We start from the raw sequence: 24,257 nt of genomic DNA, 5'->3' as shown, positions 1-24,257 counted from the left end.
GCACCTCGTGGCTCACGGGTCATCTAGCGCTATATGGTCGCCAAGGAACGGAAGCGGCTCCTGCCGGTTGCTTCATCGGAAACTCCGAAGCAGAGCTCATGATCAGGCGCGCGCTCAATCGATTGCTCATCGCCTCCGCCCTCATAGGGCTGGTGGCCTGCAGCGACCAGCAGGAGCAGGCTTCCATCCTGCATATTGCCGGCGGTGAGCCTGAGCAGGGCCGCGCCCTGATCCATTCCTATGGCTGTGGCACATGCCACCAGATCGACGGCATCCGAGGCGCGCGCGGCAGGGTCGGGCCGATCCTCGAGAATTACGCGCAGCAGCATCTCCTCGCAGGCTTCCTGCCGAACACGCCACGTAATCTGATGGCGTGGCTGATGGACCCTGTAGCGCTGAAGCCGCAGACCGGAATGCCATCGCAAGGCGTGACGGAGGCCGAAGCCCGGCATATGGCCGCCTATCTCTATTCCCTGGGAAGCGAGGATCTGCGGGTCTATCCAAGCGGTCCTCCCCTTCCGCTTCGCGATGCCAGCGGGAGAACCATCGAGATCCCCGATTCGACAACAACACCATCGGAAACAGATCCGCGTACGCGCCGTATCATCCCTGATCAAAACATCAGCCAAGAACCTCGCACTTAGCGAGATGCATTTGCCTGCGCTCAGGGCTCAGCGGACGCTTCCTCGGCATAACTCGGACGGACTTTCATCAATGTGATGAAAGCTGCAATCCAAAGACAGATGATGCCAAGAATGAGCACGATATCCAGCCAGGAAGATATCCCCCTCGGCTGCAGGATCCAGAGCGTATGAGCGCCATGATACAGAAGCACCAGCGAGCTCCCTCCAATCATGGCGGCTCGGCTCACGCCGGAAGGAACCAGCACCACGATGGCGCCCAGCATCAATAGATAGGAAGTCTTGAGAAGCCATTGATCCGAAGCATCGGCCCGCCTCAGGAACCAGCCTGCACCTTGCGGAAGATTGGCAAGCCAAGCGATGATGAATTGGGCAAACCATGTCCAGACAGTCAGAAGAGCCAATGTCAGCAAAGCACGTTCCAGGCTCTTCATCCTCTGTGAGGAGGCCGGGTCGGGCTTGAGAAAGTTCACCAGAATGGCGCCGGCCAGCGCGGCGAGAACCTGGGCGAGCCCGAAGGCGAACCCGAACAGGCTCGACCACCAATGCGGCTCGCGCGACAATACCCAGTCGTAGGCCGCGAAGCTCACGATCGGCGTCAACAGGGCCAGACCGACAGCGCTGACCTGACGCACATGCCGGGTCCGGATCAGCCAGAACGCCATTCCGGCACAGACCAACAGATAGATTGCACTTCTTAGGAGGAAAAAGCCGGGGCTCAAGAATGTGGCCCGCACCGGCGGCAGATCGGCCCTCTCACTGACCCAGGGAAAAAGTTGATCGATGCCGAAGGCAAGCGGAACGCCGAGAAGGATGAACAACGGAAGCGTCAATGCGGCGGCTTCTACCTCCGCTCGGATCGGAGCCAGCCAATGCTCGTTCATGAGGTGGCCGATCATCAACACGATCAGGCTGCCCATGGAGATCCCGGCAAGCCCGACAAAGACGATATAGAGGGCCTCCATCACATTCATGGAGATGCTTCTCCCTGACGCATCGGAGTTCCACCTTCTGCCTGCAACTGCTTCACGTAATGGGCGATGGCCCAGCGATCCTCCGGCAGAACCCGATCGGCATAAGAAAACATGCGACCTCTCCCCTCTGTGATGACCGTGGCGATCTGCTCAGCAGAAAGGGCTTTCACGCGCTCTTCATGATAGGATGGCGGAGGTGGAAAGCCCCGAGAAACCACCGTTCCATCTCCACGGCCGCTCAGGCCATGACAAGGCGAGCAGAAGGCCCGGAAACGCTCTTCGCCTCTGGCGATCAATCCTGGAGTAACCTGCGGCCCTGGCGCTGCCAGTGCTGCCTCCTGTGCGGCGGTTCCGCGTGGAATGACGCCAGGAGGAACAGGCACATACGGCCGTTGCACTGTGCGGGTCGAGGCGACCTCATCCCGCTGCTCCGTGCCGGTATCGCAGGAGGTCAGGAGGGACAGGCCGATCATGACCACGGCTAGCCGCATGCCGGCACCTCGCGCACCGCTTTCGGTGACAGGGTTTCGAAAAAGTGCCTGACCTCATCATCGTCGAACAGGGGGTCGCTGCTCAGAATGCAGAGGAAAAACCTGTCCTCCGAAGCGCGTTTGAAACCATGCACCTCGAAGACCGGATGATGCAGACGCGGGAGCCGAAGGATCAGGAGCAGCCCGAGCAGGGTTGCCGCACCGGCCCATAGGATTGCAACGATCAGTGTCGATGGGATGAAGGCAGGCCACGCATTGAGCGGACGGCCTCCAACATTCAAAGGATAATCGACAGCATTCATCCAGTACTGGGCGGCGTACTGAATACCCGCCCCCACCAAGGCCGCAACGAGGGCAATCCAAGGAATGATCGTCGTGCGAACGCCCATTTCCTCAGCGAGATCGGAGAGTGGGAAGGGGCTGAAAGCGTCTATCCTCGTGAAGCCTTTCCGCTTTGCCGCCCTGACGGAATCCATCAGAGCCTCGGGGTTCTCGAACTCGGCCATGATCCCATAAACGGATGACGTCATGAGGTTTTCTCCTCATGTTCGTCGTGACGGGTTTCGAACATGGAAATCGCGGGCAGGAAGCGAGCAAAGAGCAGGATGAAGGCTGAGAACAATCCGATCGTCCCAAGAAACAGGCCTGTCTCCGCGAGATTTGGGCTGTAGGTTCGCTGGATCGAGGGCAGATAATCCGTCTGAAGCCCACCGACGATAATCGAGAACCGGTCGAACCAGATGCCTACGCCTATGGACACGCCGACGAAAACGCCGGCAATGGTGCTCTGACGTGCGGATTTGAACCAGAGCAATTGTGGAATCAGGACGCTGTAAACGATTGCCGTCCAGTAGAGGCCGGCATAGTCCCCCGTCATGCGGTTGAAAGTGGCCTCTTGTGCCAAGCCGTCCGACAGAAGGGCGGAGACGAACTCGTCCAGATAAAGATAGCCGGACACGAGAGCGCTTGCGAGAACGAGCTTGCCAAGAAGATCGATGTCGCCCTCATCGATATAGTGCCCGAGCTTCAATCCCCAGCGCAGCAGAACAGCGACAAGGAGAACGATGGACAGGCCTTGAGCCAAGCCTGTGGCTACGAAATGGAGCGGCTGACGGGTCTCGTGCCAGTCAGGCACCAATGTCACGGCGAATTCAAAGGCCACCGTGCTTTGCATGATAAGGATCAGAGGCAGCACGAGGATGGCGACAAGGCGATAAGCGCGCTGGTGATAGGCCCAATGGCGCACGGAACCTCGCCAGCCGAGGGCAAGCACTCCATAAATCCGCTGAACGCTCTCCTTCCGGGCCCGATCCCTCAGGGTCGCGAGATCGGGAATAAGGCCAACATACCAGAGCAAACTGGTGACGACGACATGGGTGCTGATGGCCCAGAAGTCCCAGGTCAGCGTACTGCGGAACTGCGGCCAGACCTGGAATGTCGCGGGATACGGAAACGTCCAGTAAAACAGCCAAGGGCGGCCAAGATGGAAGATCGGAAAGATCCCCGCGCAGATGACGGCAAAGAGCGCAATGCCCTCCGCGAAGCGATTGACGGCCGTTCGCAGATCGTGCCGGCGCAGAACCAGGATGGCCGCAAAAAGACTTGCCCCATTAGCGATGCCGATCCACCAAGCATAGTTGATCAGGTCGAATCCCCAGACGAAGGGGATATTGACGCCCCAAACCCCCACGCCGAAAATCGTGACCGAGGCCAGCGTGTAGCCGAGCAGCAGAACGAGCGCGCCCGATACCCCCAAGGCGATCCACCAGATCGCGCCGAAGCGACGGCGAAGGGGGATGTCCGCAATCTTGCTGGTTCTGGCCTGCGCATGGCTTGTCATCGGCTATCCGTTCTCCGTAGAAGCCTTGATGCGGGCGAGATAAGTGGTGCGTGGCTGCGTGTTCAGATGACCCAGCAGCGCATAGTTGCGCGAATTTTTCTTAAGCTGGCTCACAGAGCTGACGGGATCGTTGATGTCGCCGAATATGATGGCTTGGGTCGGGCAAGCCTGTTGGCATGCCGTCATGACCTCTCCATCCTGCAGATGCCTGTCCTCGATGCGGGCTTCGGCACGCGCCGCGCCAATCCGCTGAACGCAGTAAGTACACTTTTCCATGACCCCGCGATCCCGCACCGTTACCTGCGGGTTCATGGCATCGGGTGAGGCCGTGTAATCGGTGCCCTGATAGTCAAGGAAATTGAAACGGCGGACCTTGTAGGGGCAATTATTCGAGCAGGTTCTCGTGCCGATGCAGCGGTTATAAACCATGTCGTTGAGTCCCTCGGAGGAATGCACCGTGGCATTCACCGGGCACACCACTTCGCACGGAGCCTTCTCGCATTGCATGCAGGGCACGGGCTGGAAATAGGTGTCCGGACTGACAGGGTTTCCCCCATAATATCGGTCCACACGCAGCCAATGCATCTCGCGCCCTTTCGCAACCTCCTCCGGGCCGACGACCGCGATGTTGTTTTCTGCCTGGCATGCGATGACGCAGGCATTGCACCCGATGCAGGCGTCAAGATCGATCGCCATACCCCAGGCATGTTCCTGATAGGGCCATTCCGGATAGAATGACGGCAGCTTTTCCGTCTCCTGCGCACTTGCTTGATCGGGCGAGACGGTGCGTACGATGTCGCGCCCCTGGAGAGAGTGGTGTTGCTGCGTGGAGACGATCGGCACTCGGCCGCCGACGATCCTGATGTCACCTGCGGTGATCCATGGCTGGGTCGACGGTCGGATTGCATACGCGTCGAACCCGATGTCGTTTCCGATCCGGCCCGCCTGCCGGCGCCCGTAGCCGAGCGTCACTGTCACGGCTCCAGGCGCATGTCCCGGCATCACCCAGACAGGAGCTCGCACGACGCGGCCTTCCACGCTAAGATCGATGGCATCGCCTGATGACAGGCCGAAGATGCTCGCCGTCTCCGGAGCAATCAGTGCCGCATTGCCCCAGACCTGTTTCGTCAGCGGCTTCGGCAGTTCCTGCAGCCATCCGTTATTCGCATAGGACCCGTCCCACATGGATGGGTCAGGCGCAAACATCACATCGATGCCTGCAGATGGAATCGGATCAGCGGCTCCGGGCTGCCAATCAACCCGCGTGGAGATGTCGATGGCAGGGGATGCCGAGCCATCGATCACGCCGTCTTCAAGCGAGCGCGCCCAGCGCTCCCCAAACGCATCGCCCCAAGCCTCACGCCAGGTTACCTGGACAAGGCTGCGTCCATCTACGTTCTGACCCGCCATGAGGCCGAGAAACTCCTCCGCACTCAACACCGGCTTCAGCGGCATCGTCGCAGGTTGTCTCAAGCCCACAGTGCCATCGAAAGCCCGCAGATCACCCCAACTCTCCAGGGGATGAGCCTCGGGCACATGCCACTGGCAGGCGGCAGCGGTCTCATCGCGATGCTGGCCAAGATGCATCGAGAGAGGAACACGCCGGATGAGGGCGGCAAGGTCAATGTCTGCTGGAGCCGTGTAGACCGGGTTGCCTCCAAGAACGATAAGATGGGTTACCCGACCGGCCTCCATCGCTTCGGCCAACTCACGGAGCCCTTGGGCGCCTTCTACTGCGACTCGTGCCGGCTCTACGGCTCGTATCGCCGTGCCGAACGCGCCCAGCTTCGCATTGATTGAAAGCGCGAGAGCATGCACATGGGCGGGCAGCTCCTGTCCAGCAACGACCAGGCCGTGAGATCCCGACCGGCGCAGTTCGTTCGCCAGACGGGAGATTGCAGGATGCGCGTCCGAAGGTTGTTCAGCGTTTGCTTCGATGGCGAATGCCAGTGATAGCGTGAATGCTTCGAACTCCCGTGCTCGAATGATCACGCGCTCATCCGCGCGCGCGCCGACGAGGCTCGGCCTGGCCTCGACCGAGAAGAGACGCGGCAGATCCTTATCCTGCATGCGCCGCCGGTTCTGGTAATCGGCCGCATAGCGCAGATGTCCCGGCTCCTCGGCGAAGAGATCGCCCCCGAGGGTCACAATGGTATCGGCTTGGGACAGGTCGTAGATGAGATCGACGTTCCGCCCGAATATCTCCATGGCAGCCGCTTGCCTGTTGTTGTCGTCGATAGGCGAGAACACATGCCATTGCGCAAGCGGAAACAGTTGCCTTGTCTGGCCGATGAGCCTGTTCAGGGTCGGCGATGATGTAGGCGGCATCAGAATGTGAAGTCCCCGTCCCTCACCGACGACAAGCTCGTTCCGCACAGGGCGAATGAAGTTCGTGAGCTCTTCCCAGCTTCGCGGGATGCCGTTCTGAATCGGTGAGCCCGAGCGATCGGGATCGTAGAGGGACAGGATTTCGGCCTGCGCGAAGACATCCGTTGCTCCGAGGCTTGCCGGGTGAAGCGGATTTCCCTCGATCTTGATCGGCCTCCCCTCCTGTACCTTCACAAGAACGCCTCGCCCAAAGCCGTTCAATGGAAGGGATGTCGCAACCGTGAGAGGCACGCCCGGCGTATAGCCCGGCATGTTATGACTCTGGGACAGGAGCGGAGCATTCTTGCTCGCGTCGCTTCCATTGCAGGCGGCGAGCCCTCCCAGGGCGAATGACGCGCTCATCAATTTCAGCAGCGTCCGGCGGTCGATTGACGAGGCTTGGGCCACGTCTGGAAACTCGGCTTCCACATACCGGCGCACCTCCGGCATATCTGCCAGTTCCTCAAGACTGCGCCAGAGTCTTGGGCCTTCTTCCGCGGCGAGGCGAGCCCTCAATGCATCCAGATCGAACTTTGCGCTCTCACCCATCGCTGTTACCGGTGGCATGTGTTGCAACTGGTGAGACGCTGCGAAGCGGCCCGATAAAATTCGCGAATATCATTCGGCAGATCTTTGTCGTGGGCATCATAGCCCATGGTGAACACGGCCTCTTGCGGTCGAAGATTCGGAACCGGGTCGCGATGGCAGTCCAGGCACCAGCCCATGGATAAGGTCTGCGTCTTCACGGTCTTCGGCATCTGGTCCACCCGGCCATGGCAGGTCTCGCAGGCGACCCCCTTGCTCACATGGGCAGCGTGGTTGAAATAGGCGTGATCCGGAAGGCGGTGGACGGACGTCCACTCAATCGGCTGTCCAAGGGTGAAGCTGGAACGGACCGGATCGAGGACGCTCGCGCCCACCCACACCTGAGAATGGCATGACATGCAGGTCTGAGCAGAAGGCATGCCGGCGTCGGCCGCGCGCTCGACCGTGGAATGGCAATAGCGGCAATCGATGTTCAAAGTTCCGCTGTGCAGATCATGCCGGAATGGAACAGGCTGAGGTGCAGGCTTGCCGACATTCCAGGTGCTGTCGGAACGGGCCCAGACATAAGCCAGCGCGCCGGCCGCGACGATCCCGGCCCCAACGAGCACGATGACCACCCTGAACAGGGTCGTTGCTGCCGGTGTAAAGAGCTGCGCCATTGCCTGTGTCGCGCACCCATCGTTTGGTCAGGTTTTCTGGCCCGATCGAAGCTTCGCTGTTGGACAATCGGTTCAGCGCAGCTTCGTTCCCTCATGGCTGGGTCAGGGCGACCCTTTGGGGATGGGTGAAGACTTCGAAGCTGTCCCCTCTTGCGACCGCCAGCAAAGTAATGCCGCAACCTTCGGCGGCCCTGATAGCAAGGGCCGTCGGCGCGGAGATCGCGATGAGGAGAGGAGCCCCCATGCGGGCCGTCTTCTGCACCATCTCGACCGAGACGCGACTGGTCAGCAGAACGGCACCATCCGAGCAGATTTCTGAGCGCGCAGCCAAAGCTCCAGCCAGCTTATCGAGCGCATTATGCCGTCCGACATCCTCCCGGATGGCAACCACGCCCTGCTCTGGACGCCAAAAGGCGGCAGCATGGATGGCTCTGGCCTCGCGGTTCAGCCGCTGAGCATCGGAAAGATTTTCCATCGCCCCCGCTATCGCCTCTGGTGAAACCTGCAGCTCGCTTGTGATCGAAGGAAGCGGACGTTCGACCTCAGCCAAGGATTCAACCCCGCACAATCCACATCCGATCGGGCCAGCAAGGGCGCGCCGCCGCATCTGATAGGATGCGCTGCGCCGCTCCGACAGCCACATGCGGATTTCGCATCCCGTCTCGTGCTCGATGATTTCGGTTGAAACGAGGTCGTCCGGAGCCGCGATAACACCTTCGGAGAGGCTGAAGCCGAGAGCGAAATCTTCCAGGTCGGCCGGGCTCGCCATCATCACTGCATGGGTCGATCCGTTATAGGTCATGGCAATGGGCATTTCCTCCGCCACGACACGCTCGCCAGGCGCAAACGCCTCCCTGCCGACCTTGACTTGCGGCATACGAACGATGGGGGACAGGTTCAAGCTCATTCTGCCGCCTCCGGCAATGACGACCGCACTAAAGCAATCCGGATCGATTTCGCTGCATTGGCGGCGATTGTTGCGTTGCATGATAATGAATGGGAAGCCTGACCGTTCCCCTTGCCGGCCGTATCCGCCCCAGATCGAGGCCGAGCATCCAAAGCTGTTCAGAGCAGGAACATCAGGCTCATGCGAACCGCTTGGCGCCGGCAACGCAAAGGACAACAACGCCTGTCGCCGCGATCATTGTCCAGGCGACCGGCTCATGAAGCAGAAGGCCCGCCAGCGCCAGCCCGAAGAAGGGTTGGAGCAGTTGCAGCTGCCCGACTCCCGCGATGCCGCCCAGGGCGAGGCCGCGATACCAGAAGACAAATCCGACCAGCATGCTGAATACGGAAACATAGGCGAGCCCAAGCCAGGCGGGCATGCCGATCCCGCTCCAGGAGCCCGGCAGCGTCATCAGCGCGAGAGCCGCCATCATCGGGAGCGACATCAGCAGAGCCCATGAGATGACCTGCCATCCACCAAGCCTGCGCGACAGCGTGGCGCCCTCCGCATAGCCGAGGCCGCACAACAGGATCGCTGCTACCATCAGCAACTCGCCCGTAAGCGATCCGCCGCCGCTGTTGAGCAGGGCGAAGCCGGCGACCGTGGCGGCACCGAGCCCTGAAAACAGCCAAAAGATCGCTTTGGGTCTTTCGCCTCCCCGCAGAACGCCGAAGATGGCGGTTGCAAGCGGCAGCAGTCCGATGAAGACGATGGAATGAGCCGAGGTGATGTGCTGAAGGGCAAGCGCGGTCAGCAACGGGAAACCGACCACAACGCCAAGCGCAACCACCGCAAGCGAGAAGAGGTCGCCCCGTTCAGGCATCTTCTGCCGGAGAAGTCTCAGGAAGACCGCCCCAAGAAGAGCGGCAATCACTGCACGAGCCGAGGTCAGGAACAGGGGTGAGAAATCGCCGACAGCAACTCGGGTGGCAGGCAACGAGCCGCTGAAGATGATAACACCCAGGAGGCCGCTGCCCCACGCATCCGTCGTTCGATCCATATCGCCTCTCTTTCAAAGACGAGCATAGGATTTGGCCGCTGGCTCGAACAGCAACAATGCAATACAATCTGTCAAAATTGTATGGGTACGTTTATCCATACACTTGGCAGAACATGGATGAAGAACGAAGAACCCACACGGACAGAACAAGTGATGGCAGCGGTCCGCTCGAAGATATCGAGCCGGGCCCTCTCCTCCGAGGACAGGCTGCCCTCGATCAGAAGCTTTGCAACCTCCATGGGGGTGTCGCCGTCGACTGTCGTCGAGGCTTATGATCGCCTTGCCGCAGAGGGCCTGATCCGTGCCCGACGGGGCTCCGGCTTCTATGTCGCAGGCAATGCCATGACGCCGCTTGCGCTGGCGGAAACTGAGCCACGCCGCGATCGTGCCGTCGACCCATTCTGGGTTTCGCGACAGTCGCTCGACGCCGCTTCTACAGCACTGAAACCTGGATGCGGCTGGTTACCTGCGGATTGGATGCCGCATATTGCCCTTCGCCGCGCCATGCGCACACTCGCGCGGGCCGAGGATGCGATGCTTGCGGATTATGGCAGTACACGTGGCTCGCTGCGCCTGCGCCGGCTGCTGCTCGGACGATTTGCGGAAGAAGGCCTTGAGACGTCACCCGATCAGATCATGCTTACGGGCTCGGGGACGCAAGCGATCGACCTAGTCTGTCGTTTCCTGCTGAGATCTGGCGACACGGTTGTGGTGGACGATCCATGCTACTTCAACTTTCAGGCGCTGCTCCGTGCGCATCAGGTCAGGATCGTCGGCGTGCCGTATACACCCTCCGGCCCTGATGCCGACGTTTTCGAAAGCATCATGGCGACAGAACGGCCGCGCCTCTACATCACCAACTCAGCGCTTCATAACCCGACGGGAGCCACCCCTTCTCCACAGAATGCCTATAGAATCCTGAGCGCAGCCGCCGCTCATGACGTGACGATCGTCGAGGACGAGATCTTTGCCGATTTCGAACCGGAGCCCTCGCCACGTCTTGCGATCCTCGACGGCCTCAACCGGGTCATCCGGATCGGGAGCTTTTCGAAAACCCTGTCGGCCTCGATCCGCTGTGGCTACATCGCCGCGAGAAAGGATTGGATCGAAGGTCTGACAGATCTTCAAGTTGCCACTTGCTTCGGCGGGCCGAGCCCGATTGCGACCGAGCTGATTGCCGAAGTTCTCTCGGGTGGCAGCTACCGCAAGCACATGGAGGAACTGCGAAAGCGCCTTTCACGGGCAAGGCGCGAAATGGCAACCCGGCTGGATAATCTCGGCATCAAGCCATGGGTTATGCCGCGCGGCGGATTTTATCTCTGGTGCCGTCTGCCGGAGGATCATGATTCAGCGACGCTGGCTCGCACGCTGCTGGAAGAAAACGTGGTTCTGGCTCCAGGAAACGTGTTCAGCATCTCACAAATGGCTGCACCATTCATCCGCTTCAATGTTGCGCAAACAGGCGATCCAAGAATCCTCTCGTCTCTGAAACGGGCAATGCAAATCCAGCATCCCTCTCCCTGAACGAGTGATCCTTGCCAAGACGCAGTTTAGGGACTATGTCTCAAGCATCTCCTTGGGGTGCCCATTCGGGCTGAGAGGTCTTTTTAAAAGATCAACCCATCGAACCTGATCCGGATCATGCCGGCGGAGGGATTGCGAGATGATGAGCGCACCAGCGTCCGTGATGGACGCCCTTGATCTTCCGAATTTGGCCGGGCTTTTGCTTGCGCGTCTTCGCAGCAGGCACATACGCGTGCATGCGATCACGAACGCAGCTGCACAGACCTTTACGGCAAACCTGCTGTTGGCCTCAGGCGCGGTTCCATCTCTGACCTTCGCACCGGAAGAGGTCACCGGCTTTACGAGCCGCTGCGATGCCCTTCTCGTCAATCTCGGCACCCTTGACAAAGATCGTCGATTGGCAATCCCACATGCGATTGCAACAGCCAACGCTCAGGCCAAGCCGTGGGTACTTGATCCAGTCTTCGTAGAAGTTTCTCCGCCTCGCCTGGAGTTTTGCCATGAATGCCTCTCGGGAATGCCCCGGGTCCTGCGCTGCAATGAGAGCGAGTTCAAAGCCCTCTCCGGAACAGAGCCAACGTCCGAGGCCTTGCAGGCATTCGCTAAATCCCATGCGATGGTCGTTGCGCTCACCGGCACAATCGATCTCATCACTGACGGAAATCGTCTTATTCGCATCGCAAACGGCCATCCGCTGATGACCTGCGTAACCGCTATGGGATGCGCAGGAACGGCCCTCATCGCAGCTTTCTCCGCTTTGCACGACAACGCACTTGAGGCCACCGCCGCGGCTCTGCTCGTCACCGGGATTGCCGGTGAAATCGCTGCACACGAGGCGAAAGGACCCGGCACGTTTCAGCCTGCTTTCCTCGACGCCCTCTTCAGCCTCAATTCATCAGCCATCTCCACACATGGAAAGATCATATGAATTCTGTTGATCTCAGGCTTTACGGCATTATCGCCCCTGAACGGACGGCAGGCCGCGATCCTATCGGACTTGTACGGCAAGCCGTCTCCGGTGGCGCGACGCTCATGCAGTACCGGGACAAAAACGCCAATGGCCGCCGTTCTGTAGAACTGGCTCGCGCTCTAAAAGAGGCACTCGTAGGCACAGGCGTACCTCTGCTGATTAACGACCGGGTCGATGTCGCAATGGCCGCCGGCGCCGATGGCGTTCATCTCGGTCAGGATGACATGCACCCTGAAGATGCGCGCGAGTTGCTCGGCCCCAACGCCATCATCGGATGGACCCTCAAGACGCAAGAGCATGCTGCAAACATGGTAGGCATGCCGGTCGATTATGCCTGTATTGGCGGCATCTTCTCAACCTCAAGCAAGAACAATTCCTCTTTGCCCATCGGCATCGATGGGCTTCGCAGCATCCTGACGAGTGCCAGAGCTGCAGCCAATAAGCCCATCGGCGCAATTGCAGGGATCGACGCATCGAATGCGCAGTCCGTCATTGCTGCGGGGGCTGACGGCATCGCAGTCATCTCAGCACTCTTCATGGCGCCTGACACCCAAGAAGAGGCCAGAAGACTAAGGAGAATGGTGGATCAAGCCTTGGAAAAAAGGAGTGCTCCCGCATGACATCCATCGCGGTCACCATTGCAGGCTCTGACTCAGGTGGCGGGGCAGGCATTCAGGCGGACATCAAGACCTTTTCTGCACTCGGCGTTTACGGCGCCAGTGTTATCACGGCGCTGACGGCGCAGAACACGCTCGGCGTTCAGGCAATACATGATGTCCCTCCGGACTTCGTTGCACAGCAGATCGACAGTGTCTTCTCCGACCTCTCCGTCGATGCCGTGAAGATTGGAATGCTCTCCCAGCCTGCCGTCATCACGGAAGTCGCAGAAGGGCTTGCGCGTCACGGCATCACGCAGATCGTGCTCGATCCGGTGATGGTGGCCGCCAGCGGGGACACTTTGCTCGCACCAATGGCGGTCGACGCCTTGCGGCAAGTTTTGCTGCCGATGGCTTTGCTCGTCACGCCCAACCTTCCGGAAGCCGCTGCCCTTCTCGATGAGCCTTTGGCCCAGGACGAGGCCACCATGCACCGGCAAGCCGAGAGGATCCTCGCCATGGGACCCAAAGCGGTGCTGCTGAAAGGCGGCCATGGTACGGGTCCCGAGAGCATCGATGTTCTCCTGGACGTGGAGGGCATGCGGCGCTTCGCGTCTCCTCGCATCAAGACGCGCAATACGCACGGCACGGGCTGCACCCTGTCGTCGGCAATTGCAGCGGGATTTGCGAGAGGCCTATCGCTCGACGAGGCGATTTCGGCAGGCAAGCGTTTCGTCAGCGCGGCCATCGGCGCATCCGATCATCTCACCATTGGACGCGGGCATGGGCCCGTGCATCACTTCCATGCTCTTTGGTCCTAAACTTTCACGCCGCGCTGCGCTCGGCATCGGTGCAGCCGCTCTTGCAACTCCAGCTGTTGTTCATGCTAAGAATCTGCGCTGGCGCATGGTCACATCGTGGCCGAAGGGACGCACCGGTCCCGGCATATCGGCGCAACGAATCGTTGATCGCATCAACGCCATGAGCGGCGGGCGGCTTCAGATCGATCTCTTTGCGGCCGGCGAGATCGTGCCGCCCTTCGCAGTCCTCGATGCGATTTCGAATGGAACCGTGGAAATGGGTCACACGGCGTCGCTCTATTGGCAGGGGCGCATGCCGTCCGCAGGATTCTTCACAAGTGTTCCTTTTGGCCTCGGCCCGATCGAGCATCAGGCCTGGATCGAGTTACGGGACGGTCAGACGCTCTGGGACGAACTCTACAGGCCTCACGGAGTACGGGCATTTCTTGCAGGCAATACGGGGCCGTCCATGGGCGGATGGTTTCGTCACAAATTGAATGGCGTCGAAGACCTAAAAGGCATGCGATTGCGGGTTCAGGGTTTGGGAGCCGAGATTTATGCCAAGCTGGGTGCTGTCCCGATGACCGTTTCCGCCGGCGATCTTCTACCTGCTCTTGAAAAGGGCACTATCGATGCTGCGGAGTTTCTGGCTCCTGCGACGGATCTGGAAACCGGCCTGCCGAAATATGCATCGTTCTATTACGCACCAGGGTTCAATAAACCCAATGGCGCTAGCGAACTTTTGATCTCGCTTGCGGCCTGGGAGACGTTGTCGACAGACCTGCGCAACATCGTCATGGAAGCCTGCAGAGCAGAACATACCTTGGGGCTTGCCGATGCCTATCAAACCAATGCTGCGGCTTTGACGGAGATTCTCGGCAGATATCCAGTGAGCCTTCAGGCATTCCCTCGATCCGTTCTAGATATGGCACAATCGGCCTCGACCGAGCTCCTGTCAGAGATTGCTTCGACCTCTTCCCTCGCCAACCGTATCGTTGAAAGCTACAGAAAAGCTCAGGACGATATGCGCGGCTGGTCGGCTCTCGCAGCGGATATGGCGAGAGCGAGCATAAGAACATCTTCAGCCGCACGGTAAGGATAAACTTATCAAGCTGTCAGCTAGTGACGAAAAGTTCGCAGGCGGTATGAAAGAAGCTGTCGAAGGCCAGCCCAAGCCTGCGACTGGCAACCTATGCTCAGGGCCCGCGCTCAATGGCGCTAAGGCACATGAGGGCTTCCCTTCTCCACGAGGGCACTTTCGTTTCCCTCGAACATGGAGATTAAGCTTGTCCTATGCCCGCTCATCCTTGCGGTAATCGTACCCGGCTGAGGTAAGTCGGATCCGGCATCGTCGCTCGCGCCGGGGGCAGATAGAGTGTCGTTGTCGCAGTGATGCTTGCCGTTAAAATTTCCTCCAGCATGATGGGACGGATCATAGGCTCGCATCCGGGAACTGTTGGTGCCTCATAGAGATACACCGGGTGCGTTCGCGGATAGAAAAGCGAAAGCTTTTCAAGCAGGAGCGGCATGGCCGAAATGTCATAGGCATAGCGGCGAAAGGTTAGATCGCCCACGAGTCCGGCCTGCCAGAGGATGAGCTGAGCCGAATTGTCGACGGAGCGCGAATTGAGAAGAAAGTCGGTCGCTTCGTAGGACTGACAACCGTTCGCAGATGGGTCTATGCCCAGATCCGCAAAGAGGCAGTCCTCGGCTGAGATGCCGGGCAGCATCCGAGCACGGAACCCCTCCGCACGAGCGCGCCTGATCGATTCGTGCGAGGCATAGGCATAGACCCCGGGATGACCATAAAAGGCTGCGACGGTGCGCTCGCCGGATCGCACGCTCGCAAGAATACGGTCGACCATTTCCTGATAGGTCTGCATCCGCGGCTTGCCCTCTCCGTAAAGGTCGTAAAGCGTCTCGGCTCCATCGGGGCAAAGACGGCGGATCACCTCTTCGGCCACAGGGTCCGCGACGATGTAAAAGAGGCGGGCGGCACATTGCATGCAAGCAATCGTTTCAACGGTTAGTTGGCCGGTCGTTCGGATGCCCGTTCCAACGACAAGGAGTTGATCGTCGTACACATTGCCTCCCTTAGAGCAGACAGTGCGCGTCATAGTGCTTGGCGCATTGCACAGAGCTCATCGCCACCAGATCGGAATCATGACAAACGGAAATGCATATTGTGGCACCATGGCTCCTGGCGCAGCCTGTGGCCAGAACGCCATCTGTGGCGCAACAGCACCTGGCGCCGCCTGGTGCCACATCGCAAATTGTGGGGCCATGGCTCCCGGCGCAGGCTGCAGCCATGGCGCAACTTGAGGAACGACAGCGCCCGCGGGAGCTTGCTGCCAGAACCCAACTTGCGGCGCCACAGCCCCTGCTGGCAACTGCTGCCAAGGGGTAACCTGTGGCGCAACCGCACCCGCAGGGGTTTGTTGCCAAGGTGAAACCTGTGGAGCCACAGCTCCTGCCGGCATTTGCTGCGATGGTGAAACCTGAGGCGCCACAGCTCCTGCGAGCGCCTGCTGCCATACACCAAATTGAGGTGCTACGGCTCCAACAAGCGTCTGCTGGCGCGCTCCAAATTGCGATACCTCGGCTCCTGGGGGAGGCGTGGTTCGCATGTGATCGACATATACTTTCCGGAGTTGATCGAGCCCGGCTACAACGACGATCTGCGGTGTCGCTGCACTCTCGGCGTCAAGGCCGGCTAATCGCGCTTGGATCGCCGCGAGGTTCCCACTCAGCAAGAGCTTGCGGTCCTCGTCGGAGAGTTCCGCCTGCTCCATTGCGGCATCTGCATCGACGATGAACCCTGCCAGACTTTTCGGGTCGGTCGCCAAGTCGGCCAGAAAGTCACGAAGCTCCGTTGCCATGGCACTCTCCGTGGAATGTCAACGCAAACTGTACCGTGATGGCACGAAAGTGACTAGTTTGGATGCTCTTCGGAACAGGTGGCAGGAACGGATATTTCGAGGCACTTGTCGATCAGATCAAACGCTGAACATCAAAACTAGTCACCATCTTTGGAGATAGATCGGATGCGTCGCGGCTGAACTTGGCCGTTCTTCGAAAGAGAATAGAACTACGGTTTTAAGCGTTGCGCCGGAATTACCTCGCATGGAGAGGGCTAGTGATGCTTATCAAGCAACATTCGCGCTTCCACCAAATCAGGCGCTCCGAATACCTCAGTGATTTCCGCATAGATTGGACCAAGCAGGCTCTGGCTTTCATGCAGCTTCCCCTGCCTCATCCACAAGTGGGCAAGTGAAACAGCCGAGCGAATCTGAAACGCTTTCGCTTTCTGGCGCCTTGCGAGATCGATGGCAGCATGCAGAATGTCCTCCGCTTCAGCACTGTCAGCGCCACAGGCCATTTTTATGAGAGCCTGAATGCGCAAGGCCTCGGCCTCCCATATCGCCTCACCGCTATCGCGTATCATGGACAGTGCATTTCTCGCTATCTCATGTCCCATGTCTGTCTCTTCAGCCCGCTCCGCAGCTGCAGCGATGTGGACCAGCAAGATAGGAATTAAGCAGCGCCAACCAGCTCGATGCAATCCGACCATGCTTTCCTGGGCAAGACGATTTCCGTTTCGAAGATCTCCCTCGATGGCCGTCAGCGTTCCGGCCAACAAGTTGCCGAACAGAATGTAATCAGGAATTCCGTGTTGAACGCTAATCTCGACCGTTTCTCTGGTAAGCTCTTTGGCAGCATCGAAATTTCTTGCGAGGATCTGGAGCAATGCGATGTTGCCGAGCGCTTGAGCAAGCGAGAAAGGCTGCATGGCAGACCGGGCAATATCCACGGCCTCCGCGGAAGTGCGCATGGCCCTATCCAGCTTTCCGCTGAGCCATTCTGCAATGGCGAGGTGAAAGCGGATCAGGGAGGCCATCTCGTGCCCCGTCAGCCGAATATGGATCTCGCGATCCTTCTCATCGTAACAGTCGAGCGCTCTCTGCAGACAAGTACAAGCGTCTGCAGGCTCTCCTCTGAATAGCCGAGCTGCCCCATCCATGGTCCAGCGGATGCACAGCAGAACGCGATCATCGAGGCCGTCTGTGGCAGCACAAATCCGTTCGGCAACCCGTTCGGCATCGGACCATCGAGCGGCCACGTAGTAGGCTCCAAACAGGCCGCGAAGCGCATGGACCAAATTGACGCGATCTCCCAAAGTCTCGCAGAGCTCGCAGGCCCGGAGAAAAACTTCCTCGGACTCCGGCACGCTGTAGCCTTTGGCGGCACGCACGGCGACACCTTTGATGAGTTGCACCTCAAGCTCTGCCCGTATTCGCTCAGGTGCCGGCGGCAAAGTGCGAAGCTGCATGATCGCTCTGTCGCAATGAGCGATGGCCTCACTGTTGGCGAAGTGTTCAATCGTCCGTTCCGCTGCCCTGCGCCAATAATCTGCAGCCTCCTGCGTCTGTCCGGCACCGGCATAGTGGTGAGCCAGAAGCTCCGGCTGAATATCTTTGGTTTCGGGCCTTTGACTCTCGAGAGCACTGGCGATGCCGGAATGGATCTGCCGGCGCCTGCTTTTCAGGAGGCTCTCATAAGCCGTATCCCGCACCAGAGCATGTTTGAAACTGTAGACTCCCGTATCCGGTGAGCCACTAGGTTGCACGAGACCGGATGTGACGAGTTGCTCCACCATGTCCCGCAACTCTTCCTGCGGGCGCTCGGCAACTGCCGCTAACAATGGAAAGGAAAAGTCGCGGCCAATTGCAGCTCCGATCTGGGCAATCTCCTTGGCTTTCCCCAGACGATCCAGGCGGGCCAGAAGAGAATCGTGCAAAGTCGCTGGGATGACCGGAGGAAACAAAGGGCCTGCCAAGGCATAACTGTTGCCTTCATCGATCACGATACCCGATTCAATGACCTCCCTCGTCAGTTCCTCGATGAAAAGGGGTACGCCGTCCGCTCTTTCCAGTATTTCTTGAAGCAGGGAGCCCGGCAGCGATTTACCCTTAGTCATCTGCTCGACAATGCTGACGCCTTGGTCTCTTGGGAGGCCATTCAGAGACAGCGCAGTCATATGGCCGCTGCTATCCCAAGGAGGCGAGAACTCAGGCCGCGCCGTGACAATCAGCATCACCTTCAGGCACTCAATACGCTCGATCACAAGCTCCAGAAAATCCAGCGTCGTCGGATCCAGCCATTGCGCATCCTCGCAGATGAAAAGCACGGGGCAGCCGGCAGTCAAGCCCTCGAGCTGTTGGAATATCACTTCCAGCGTGAGTTGCTTCTGGCGTTGCGGCGTCAATTCCGGGAGGGTGTAGCGAGAGCCTGTAGGAATGCCGAGCACAGCTGCCATCAGCGGAACGGCAGGGTCAAGATCACCCGTATTCCGAGCAAGCAGCGCCTCGATCTTGTCAAGCTTCACCTCAGGCGGATCATCGCGCTTCACATCGGCGGCGTTCTCGAAGTGCTGGATCACAGGATAAAGAGGTGTAGAAATATGATAGGGCGTACCTTGCAGGCGAGGCGCCACATAAGTCTCACCACTCAGTTGCTCACGCAATTCTAGCACCAGACGCGATTTGCCTATTCCCGCCGGTCCAGAGAGAAGGATGACCTGGCCCTCGCCTCCTTTGACCTGCTGCCAGCGGCGTAGGAACAACGAGAGTTCCTCCTCGCGCCCGACAAGATGCGTATAGCCGACAGGATGCTTGGCCTCGAAACGGTCGTTGGCTCGTATCTCGCTTTTGACGCGCCATACCGTCAGCGCGTTTGCAAAGCCCTTGAGATTTTGCGGGCCCAGATCCTCCAGCTCGAACAATCCATCTACAAGCCGACGCGTTATCGGACTGATAAGCACAGCGCCCGGTTCCGCAATAGCTTGGAGCCTTGCCGCCAGATTTGGCGTTTCACCAATCACAGTGTCGGCGGCCTCTCGTCCCGATAAGTCGCCGATCACCACCGGCCCTGTCGCAATACCTATGCGGGCCTGCAACTGCGCGCCCCCCGGAGGTTTCAGATGATTGATTGCTTCGATCAGGGCGAGGCCTGTAGAAACCGCCCTATCGGCATCGTCCTCATGAGCTTGCGGCCACCCAAAATAGATCAGCACACCATCCCCGAGGAACCTGGCGACATAAGCCTCCACTCGAGCTGCTACCTGGATGCAGGCATCGTGATAAGCACTGATGACCTCGCGCAGATCCTCAGGATCAAGCCGCGCCGACAGTTCCGTCGAACCCACGAGGTCGCAAAAAAGAACGGTCAGTTGACGCCGCTCGGCAAAGCCCGCCGATGTGTTTTGGGACTCGCGGGAAGGCCTTGTCGTTGCCAGCTCCTGTTGTGCCTGGAGAGCGGCAAGGGATCGAAGCAATTTTTTCCGATGTCCGAGAGCCGAAATTCCCAAGTCTTTGAGGTCGGCTTCCGTGAGGCTGAACAGGACTTCGCCTTCGAGGGCATTCGCGGCGAATACCTCGGCGTATTGCTCAAGCCCCTGCTCGACGAGCCATCTTGCTACGTCAATCACAGTACATCTCGGTTGCAGCCGCCTTACATTGTAAGGAAATTAGCACAGCTAACCGATCAAATGCACTCCCCACCTTACAGCTATGCTTCATCAGGCTGGGCATGGTCGTTACCAGCTTAGCGTAAGCCATCATTGACCAACTCGGCCGTTAGGTTTAATTTTAACTCAAGTCGATGGATGAACTTCATATTCCCATCACTATGAAGATCATCCTGCAGAGCTGCGTGTTAAACCACTGAACCGACTTTCGGCTTTCTTGCGGGAAGTTCTTCAGCGGCGAAGTTGTTGCCTTCTGTTTCATGCCAGAAGCCTCTTCAGGCAAGGATGAACGGGGATGGCTGTAGCGCTCATACTGGTTCTGATCGCCCTCGGCTCGGTGGCGTTCCATCTCTGGAGCCCCTGGTGGTGGACGCCTATTGCATCGAACTGGAGCTATATCGACACCACGATCGTCATCACCTTCTGGATTACCGGAGCGGTCTTCGTCGCTGTCGTTCTCTTCATGGCCTATTGCGTTTATCGCTTTCGCCATCGGCAGGGCCAGCAAGCCCACTATGAACCGGAAAGCAAGCGCCTGGAATTGTGGTTGACCGTCATCACAGGCGTCGGTGTCGCAGCCATGCTGACGCCTGGCCTTTTCGTCTGGCATCAATTCATCTCGGTCCCGGAGGATGCAACCGACATCGAGATCCTTGGACAGCAATGGCAATGGAGCTTCAGGCTTCCAGGGCCCGATGGCAAACTCGGCACAACCGATGCACGCCTCATCAGCCCGGACAATCCCTTGGGTTTAAGCCGCGAAGATCAAAGCGGACAGGACGACGTGATCGTCGAGGGCGGCGAACTCCGACTCCCCATTGGCAAACCTGTGAAAGCCCTGCTGCGCTCGGTTGACGTCATTCATAATTTTTATGTGCCGGAAATCCGAGCCAAGATGGACCTTGTTCCAGGCCAGGTTTCCTACATTTGGTTTACGCCCACGAGAACGGGCACCTTCGAAATCCTGTGCGCGGAACTCTGCGGGCTCGGCCATTCGCAGATGCGCGGAACAGTCGTCGTGCAGGAGCAAAAGGACTACCAGACATGGCTTCAGGGCCAAGCATCGCGCAGCTTCGCGCGCCTTTCGCCTGACGCTCAATAAGCAAGCTGCCGGCAAAAGGCGGCATGGGGGCAGTGGAAACGTCCAGGGAGAGGAACCCTGATGGTTGATGTACCCCTCGGGCCGATCGGAACGGCGCCCTCGCCTGCGACCGAAGATGTCGAACTCTACCATCCGCATAGCTGGGTGACGAAGTACGTCTTCAGCCAAGATGCCAAGATCATCGCAATCCAATATTCCTTCGTGGCTCTCACCGTCGGGTTGATCGCCCTCGTCCTGTCTTGGTTGATGCGCCTGCAACTCGGCTTTCCAGGCGTCTTCACCTTTATCGATGCGAACGCCTATTACCAGTTCATCACCATGCATGGGATGATGATGGTGGTTTATGTGCTGACGGCACTCTTCCTGGGCGGGTTCGGCAATTACCTCATCCCTCTGATGGTCGGCGCCCGCGACATGGTTTTCCCCTACCTCAACATGTTGAGCTTCTGGGTGTACCTGCTCGCCGTCCTCATTCTGGTCGCGAGCTTTTTCGCGCCGGGCGGACCCACCGGCGCAGGATGGACCCTGTATCCTCCCCAGGCCATCATGTCCGGCACGCCCGGTGGACAGGATTGGGGCATCGTTCTGATGCTCGTCTCACTGATGGTTTTCATCATCGGCTTCACCATGGGCGGCTTGAACTACGTCGTGACCGTGCTGCAGGCGCGGGCTCGAGGCATGACGCTGATGCGCATGCCCCTGACCGTGTGGGGGATCTTCACGGCCAGTTTCATGGCTCTTCTGGCTTTCCCGGCTCTGTTCGTCGGCGCCGTGATGATGCTGTTCGACAGAGCGCTCGGCACGAGCTTCTTCATGCCTGCCATCGTCGAGATGGGGCAGACTCTCGATCGCAGTGGCGGAAGCCCCCTGCTCTTCCAACATCTTTTCTGGTTCTTCGGCCATCCGGAGGTTTATATTGTCGCACTACCGGCTTTCGGCATCGTCTCCGATCTGATCAGTACCCACGCGCGGCGCAACATCTTTGGCTATCGCATGATGGTGTGGGCATTGCTGGCTATCGGCGCCCTCAGTTTCGTGGTCTGGGCGCACCACATGTATGTGAGCGGCATGAACCCCTATTTCGGGTTCTTCTTCGCGACAACCACCCTCATCATCGCCATCCCAACCGCGATCAAGGTCTACAACTGGATCCTCACTCTCTGGCGCGGAGACATCCATCTCAATGTGCCGATGCTGTTCGCCCTCGCCTTCATCGTGACCTTCCTGAATGGAGGCCTGACAGGCCTGTTTCTCGGAAACGTCGTCGTTGATGTCCCGCTCTCCGACACGATGTTCGTGGTGGCGCATTTTCACATGGTCATGGGAGTTGCGCCGATCCTCGTGATCTTTGGCGCCATTTACCATTGGTATCCGAAGGTGACCGGGCGCATGCTGAACGATACGCTTGGCAAGCTTCATTTCTGGGTCACGTTCCTCGGGGCCTACGCGATCTTCTTTCCCATGCATTATCTCGGCCTCATGGGCGTCCCGCGCCGTTACCATGAGATCGGCGAGATGGCGTTCGTCCCCCCTTCCGCTCATACGCTCAACGCTTTCATCACCATCGTCGCTTTGATTGTCGGCGCCGTCCAACTGGTCTTTGTCTTCAACCTGTTCTGGAGTCTGCGTCACGGGAGGCCATCAGGCGGCAACCCATGGCGAGCGACCACGCTGGAATGGCAGACCCCTGAAACGCCGCCCCCGCATGGCAATTGGGGGAAAGAGCTTCCGGTCGTGTATCGCTGGGCTTACGACTACAGCGTCCCAGGCGCAGCGGAAGATTTCCTCCCTCAAAACCAACCAAATGCTCAAGCGACAGCGGGGCTGGCTCATGGGTAGCATTCTCATCTTTTTAAGCGTGCTGCTCATCATCGGCGTCTGGTGGCTCTCGCGGCAGGGCTTGATGGCGAAGCCTTGGCTCGAGCAGGGGATCGCTGCCGATTGGCCCTCGACGAGCAGTGCAGCTCCAGCAGCCGCAAAGGCAGGACTTAAGGTCTTTCTGGCCGTGGTCGGCTCTCTCTTTGCGCTCTTCATCAGCGCCTATGCAATCCGCATGCAGTTGCCGGACTGGCGTGCCCTGCCTCTGCCGAAGGTGCTCTGGCTGAACACCGGCATGCTGATCTTGAGCAGCCTTGCGTTGCATGGCGCGTGGAACGCCGCCCGCCAGGGGAAGGACGATGAGCTGAAGATCGGGCTGCTGGCGGCAAGCGTGACGACTCTGGCTTTCCTGTCCGGTCAACTCTTGGCATGGCGTCAGCTTACGACGGAAGGGTATGTTCTATCCTCGAATTCGGCCAACGCGTTCTTCTATGTGCTCACCGGAATACACGGCCTGCATCTCTTGGGCGGGCTGGCAGTTCTAGGCCGAACGACCGCAAGAGCATGGCAAGGCGTCGGAGCAGAACGCCTGCGGCTGAGCGTGGATCTATGTGCCATGTACTGGCACTTTCTGCTTCTCGTCTGGCTGATCCTTCTGAGCATCCTGACAGGCTGGGCGGGAAACATGATCGACATCTGCCGTCAGCTATTGAGTTGAGAGGAGCTCTGATCATGACTGAACAGGCCTTCTCAAACATTGATGCCAAACACTCCGAGTCTTCCGGGCTGCGCAGCATCGCAGCCGACTTTTCCTCCGACAGAAGCGCCTTCAGGAACGTCTCCTGGGGCAAGGCGATGATGTGGATCTTTCTTCTCAGCGACACCTTTGTCTTCAGCAGCTTCCTGATCGCCTACATGACCGCCAGAATGTCCACGACCGTTCCGTGGCCCAATCCGAGTGAGGTCTTTGCACTCACCATCGGAGGCGTGACGCTGCCGCTGATCCTGATCGCGATCATGACATTTGTTCTGATCAGTAGCAGCGGAACGATGGCCATGGCTGTGAACTTCGCCTATCGTCGCGACCGGCGCAAAACTGCGGCCCTGATGCTGCTGACGGCCCTTCTAGGGGCTGCCTTCGTCGGCATGCAGGCCTTCGAGTGGAGCAAGCTGATCCATGAAGGCGTGAGGCCCTGGAGCAATCCCTGGGGCGCGGCCCAGTTCGGATCATCGTTCTTCATGATTACCGGCTTCCACGGCACTCACGTGACCTTTGGCGTCATATTCCTGCTGATCATCGCTCGAAAAGTCTGGCGCGGCGACTTCGACCAAGAAAGACGAGGCTTTTTCACAAGTCGGAAGGGCCGCTATGAAGCAGTCGAGATCATGGGCCTTTACTGGCACTTCGTCGATTTGGTTTGGGTCTTCATCTTCGCTTTCTTTTATCTCTGGTGAGA

Annotated in this window: 21 protein-coding genes and 1 riboswitch; of the genes, 10 read left to right on the top strand and 11 right to left on the bottom strand. The window is 58.9% G+C overall.

Going from position 1 to position 24,257, the window contains the following annotated elements; translation table 11 throughout:
• Positions 1-98: 98 nt before the first annotated feature.
• Positions 99-644, top strand: a complete 546-nt coding sequence (locus tag BLP10_RS05775) for a c-type cytochrome (RefSeq protein WP_210183594.1) — start codon at positions 99-101, stop codon at positions 642-644.
• Between the two features lie 20 nt (positions 645-664).
• On the opposite strand, the gene BLP10_RS05770 is transcribed toward BLP10_RS05775, so the two are convergent.
• From BLP10_RS05770 to BLP10_RS05735, 8 genes are all read right to left on the bottom strand, one after another.
• The gene (locus tag BLP10_RS05770; protein ID WP_091131541.1) at positions 665-1,615 is read right to left on the bottom strand and encodes a hypothetical protein; all 951 of its coding nucleotides are present in this window, start codon (positions 1,613-1,615) and stop codon (positions 665-667) included.
• Positions 1,612-2,106 carry a c-type cytochrome gene (locus BLP10_RS05765; protein WP_091131537.1) on the bottom strand — a complete coding sequence of 165 codons (495 nt, stop codon included), beginning with the start codon at positions 2,104-2,106 and terminating at the stop codon, positions 1,612-1,614. Before BLP10_RS05765 ends, BLP10_RS05770 begins: the two co-directional genes overlap by 4 nt.
• Positions 2,097-2,636, bottom strand: coding sequence for a DUF3341 domain-containing protein (locus BLP10_RS05760; protein ID WP_091131533.1), 540 nt, complete (start codon positions 2,634-2,636; stop codon positions 2,097-2,099). Before BLP10_RS05760 ends, BLP10_RS05765 begins: the two co-directional genes overlap by 10 nt.
• The gene (nrfD, locus tag BLP10_RS05755) at positions 2,633-3,946 is read right to left on the bottom strand and encodes an NrfD/PsrC family molybdoenzyme membrane anchor subunit (RefSeq protein WP_091131529.1); all 1,314 of its coding nucleotides are present in this window, start codon (positions 3,944-3,946) and stop codon (positions 2,633-2,635) included. The genes BLP10_RS05760 and nrfD overlap by 4 nt, the downstream gene beginning before the upstream one ends.
• A gap of 3 nt (positions 3,947-3,949) precedes the next feature.
• Entirely contained in the window at positions 3,950-6,862 is a 2,913-nt protein-coding gene (locus BLP10_RS05750; RefSeq protein WP_175493796.1) for a TAT-variant-translocated molybdopterin oxidoreductase, read from the bottom strand.
• Between the two features lie 5 nt (positions 6,863-6,867).
• Positions 6,868-7,518 carry a cytochrome c3 family protein gene (locus BLP10_RS05745; RefSeq protein WP_091131521.1) on the bottom strand — a complete coding sequence of 217 codons (651 nt, stop codon included), beginning with the start codon at positions 7,516-7,518 and terminating at the stop codon, positions 6,868-6,870.
• Positions 7,519-7,609: 91 nt separating this feature from the next.
• Positions 7,610-8,425: a formate dehydrogenase accessory sulfurtransferase FdhD gene (fdhD, locus tag BLP10_RS05740; protein WP_091132125.1), complete on the bottom strand. Its 816-nt coding sequence runs from the start codon at positions 8,423-8,425 to the stop codon at positions 7,610-7,612.
• A gap of 178 nt (positions 8,426-8,603) precedes the next feature.
• A complete protein-coding gene (locus BLP10_RS05735; protein ID WP_091131518.1) occupies positions 8,604-9,464 on the bottom strand; it encodes a DMT family transporter in 861 nt (286 codons plus the stop codon).
• Between the two features lie 117 nt (positions 9,465-9,581).
• On the opposite strand from BLP10_RS05735, the gene BLP10_RS05730 reads away from it, so the two are divergent.
• From BLP10_RS05730 to BLP10_RS05710, 5 genes are all read left to right on the top strand, one after another.
• Positions 9,582-10,988: an aminotransferase-like domain-containing protein gene (locus BLP10_RS05730; protein WP_091131515.1), complete on the top strand. Its 1,407-nt coding sequence runs from the start codon at positions 9,582-9,584 to the stop codon at positions 10,986-10,988.
• Between the two features lie 43 nt (positions 10,989-11,031).
• A riboswitch (TPP riboswitch) is annotated at positions 11,032-11,137 on the top strand.
• On the top strand, positions 11,128-11,916 hold the full coding sequence (gene thiM, locus BLP10_RS05725; protein ID WP_210183593.1) for a hydroxyethylthiazole kinase: 789 nt from the start codon (positions 11,128-11,130) through the stop codon (positions 11,914-11,916). (Overlaps the previous riboswitch by 10 nt.)
• A complete protein-coding gene (thiE, locus tag BLP10_RS05720) occupies positions 11,913-12,578 on the top strand; it encodes a thiamine phosphate synthase (protein ID WP_091131512.1) in 666 nt (221 codons plus the stop codon). The genes thiM and thiE overlap by 4 nt, the downstream gene beginning before the upstream one ends.
• Positions 12,575-13,375 (top strand): bifunctional hydroxymethylpyrimidine kinase/phosphomethylpyrimidine kinase, encoded by an 801-nt coding sequence (gene thiD / locus BLP10_RS05715; protein ID WP_091131508.1) that lies wholly within the window; start codon positions 12,575-12,577, stop codon positions 13,373-13,375. Before thiE ends, thiD begins: the two co-directional genes overlap by 4 nt.
• On the top strand, positions 13,359-14,450 hold the full coding sequence (locus tag BLP10_RS05710) for a TRAP transporter substrate-binding protein (protein WP_175493794.1): 1,092 nt from the start codon (positions 13,359-13,361) through the stop codon (positions 14,448-14,450). Before thiD ends, BLP10_RS05710 begins: the two co-directional genes overlap by 17 nt.
• Before the next feature lie 205 nt (positions 14,451-14,655).
• Here the strand turns inward: BLP10_RS05710 and BLP10_RS05705 are convergent, their stop codons facing one another.
• From BLP10_RS05705 to BLP10_RS05695, 3 genes are all read right to left on the bottom strand, one after another.
• Positions 14,656-15,471 carry an SAM-dependent methyltransferase gene (locus tag BLP10_RS05705; protein WP_091131501.1) on the bottom strand — a complete coding sequence of 272 codons (816 nt, stop codon included), beginning with the start codon at positions 15,469-15,471 and terminating at the stop codon, positions 14,656-14,658.
• 24 nt (positions 15,472-15,495) lie between these two features.
• Positions 15,496-16,233, bottom strand: coding sequence for a hypothetical protein (locus tag BLP10_RS05700; RefSeq protein ID WP_091131498.1), 738 nt, complete (start codon positions 16,231-16,233; stop codon positions 15,496-15,498).
• Positions 16,234-16,487: 254 nt separating this feature from the next.
• Positions 16,488-19,841 carry an adenylate/guanylate cyclase domain-containing protein gene (locus tag BLP10_RS05695; RefSeq protein ID WP_091131494.1) on the bottom strand — a complete coding sequence of 1,118 codons (3,354 nt, stop codon included), beginning with the start codon at positions 19,839-19,841 and terminating at the stop codon, positions 16,488-16,490.
• 334 nt (positions 19,842-20,175) lie between these two features.
• Between BLP10_RS05695 and coxB the strand changes: the two genes are divergently transcribed.
• Genes coxB through BLP10_RS05675 form a run of 4 tightly spaced genes read left to right on the top strand, consistent with a single transcriptional unit; the run spans position 20,176 to position 24,255 of the window.
• Positions 20,176-20,982: a cytochrome c oxidase subunit II gene (gene coxB / locus BLP10_RS05690; RefSeq protein WP_091131491.1), complete on the top strand. Its 807-nt coding sequence runs from the start codon at positions 20,176-20,178 to the stop codon at positions 20,980-20,982.
• Positions 20,983-21,042: 60 nt separating this feature from the next.
• Positions 21,043-22,821, top strand: coding sequence for a cytochrome c oxidase subunit I (ctaD, locus tag BLP10_RS05685; RefSeq protein WP_175493792.1), 1,779 nt, complete (start codon positions 21,043-21,045; stop codon positions 22,819-22,821).
• The gene (locus tag BLP10_RS05680; RefSeq protein ID WP_091132118.1) at positions 22,814-23,518 is read left to right on the top strand and encodes a cytochrome c oxidase subunit 3; all 705 of its coding nucleotides are present in this window, start codon (positions 22,814-22,816) and stop codon (positions 23,516-23,518) included. The genes ctaD and BLP10_RS05680 overlap by 8 nt, the downstream gene beginning before the upstream one ends.
• Positions 23,519-23,532: 14 nt before the next feature.
• Positions 23,533-24,255 carry a heme-copper oxidase subunit III family protein gene (locus tag BLP10_RS05675; protein ID WP_091131484.1) on the top strand — a complete coding sequence of 241 codons (723 nt, stop codon included), beginning with the start codon at positions 23,533-23,535 and terminating at the stop codon, positions 24,253-24,255.
• Positions 24,256-24,257: the final 2 nt, after the last annotated feature.

Source organism: Microvirga guangxiensis, assembly GCF_900102135.1.
GTDB lineage: Bacteria > Pseudomonadota > Alphaproteobacteria > Rhizobiales > Beijerinckiaceae > Microvirga > Microvirga guangxiensis.
Note: the sequence above shows the minus strand (reverse complement) of the source record. Positions and strands in the feature narration are given on the sequence as shown.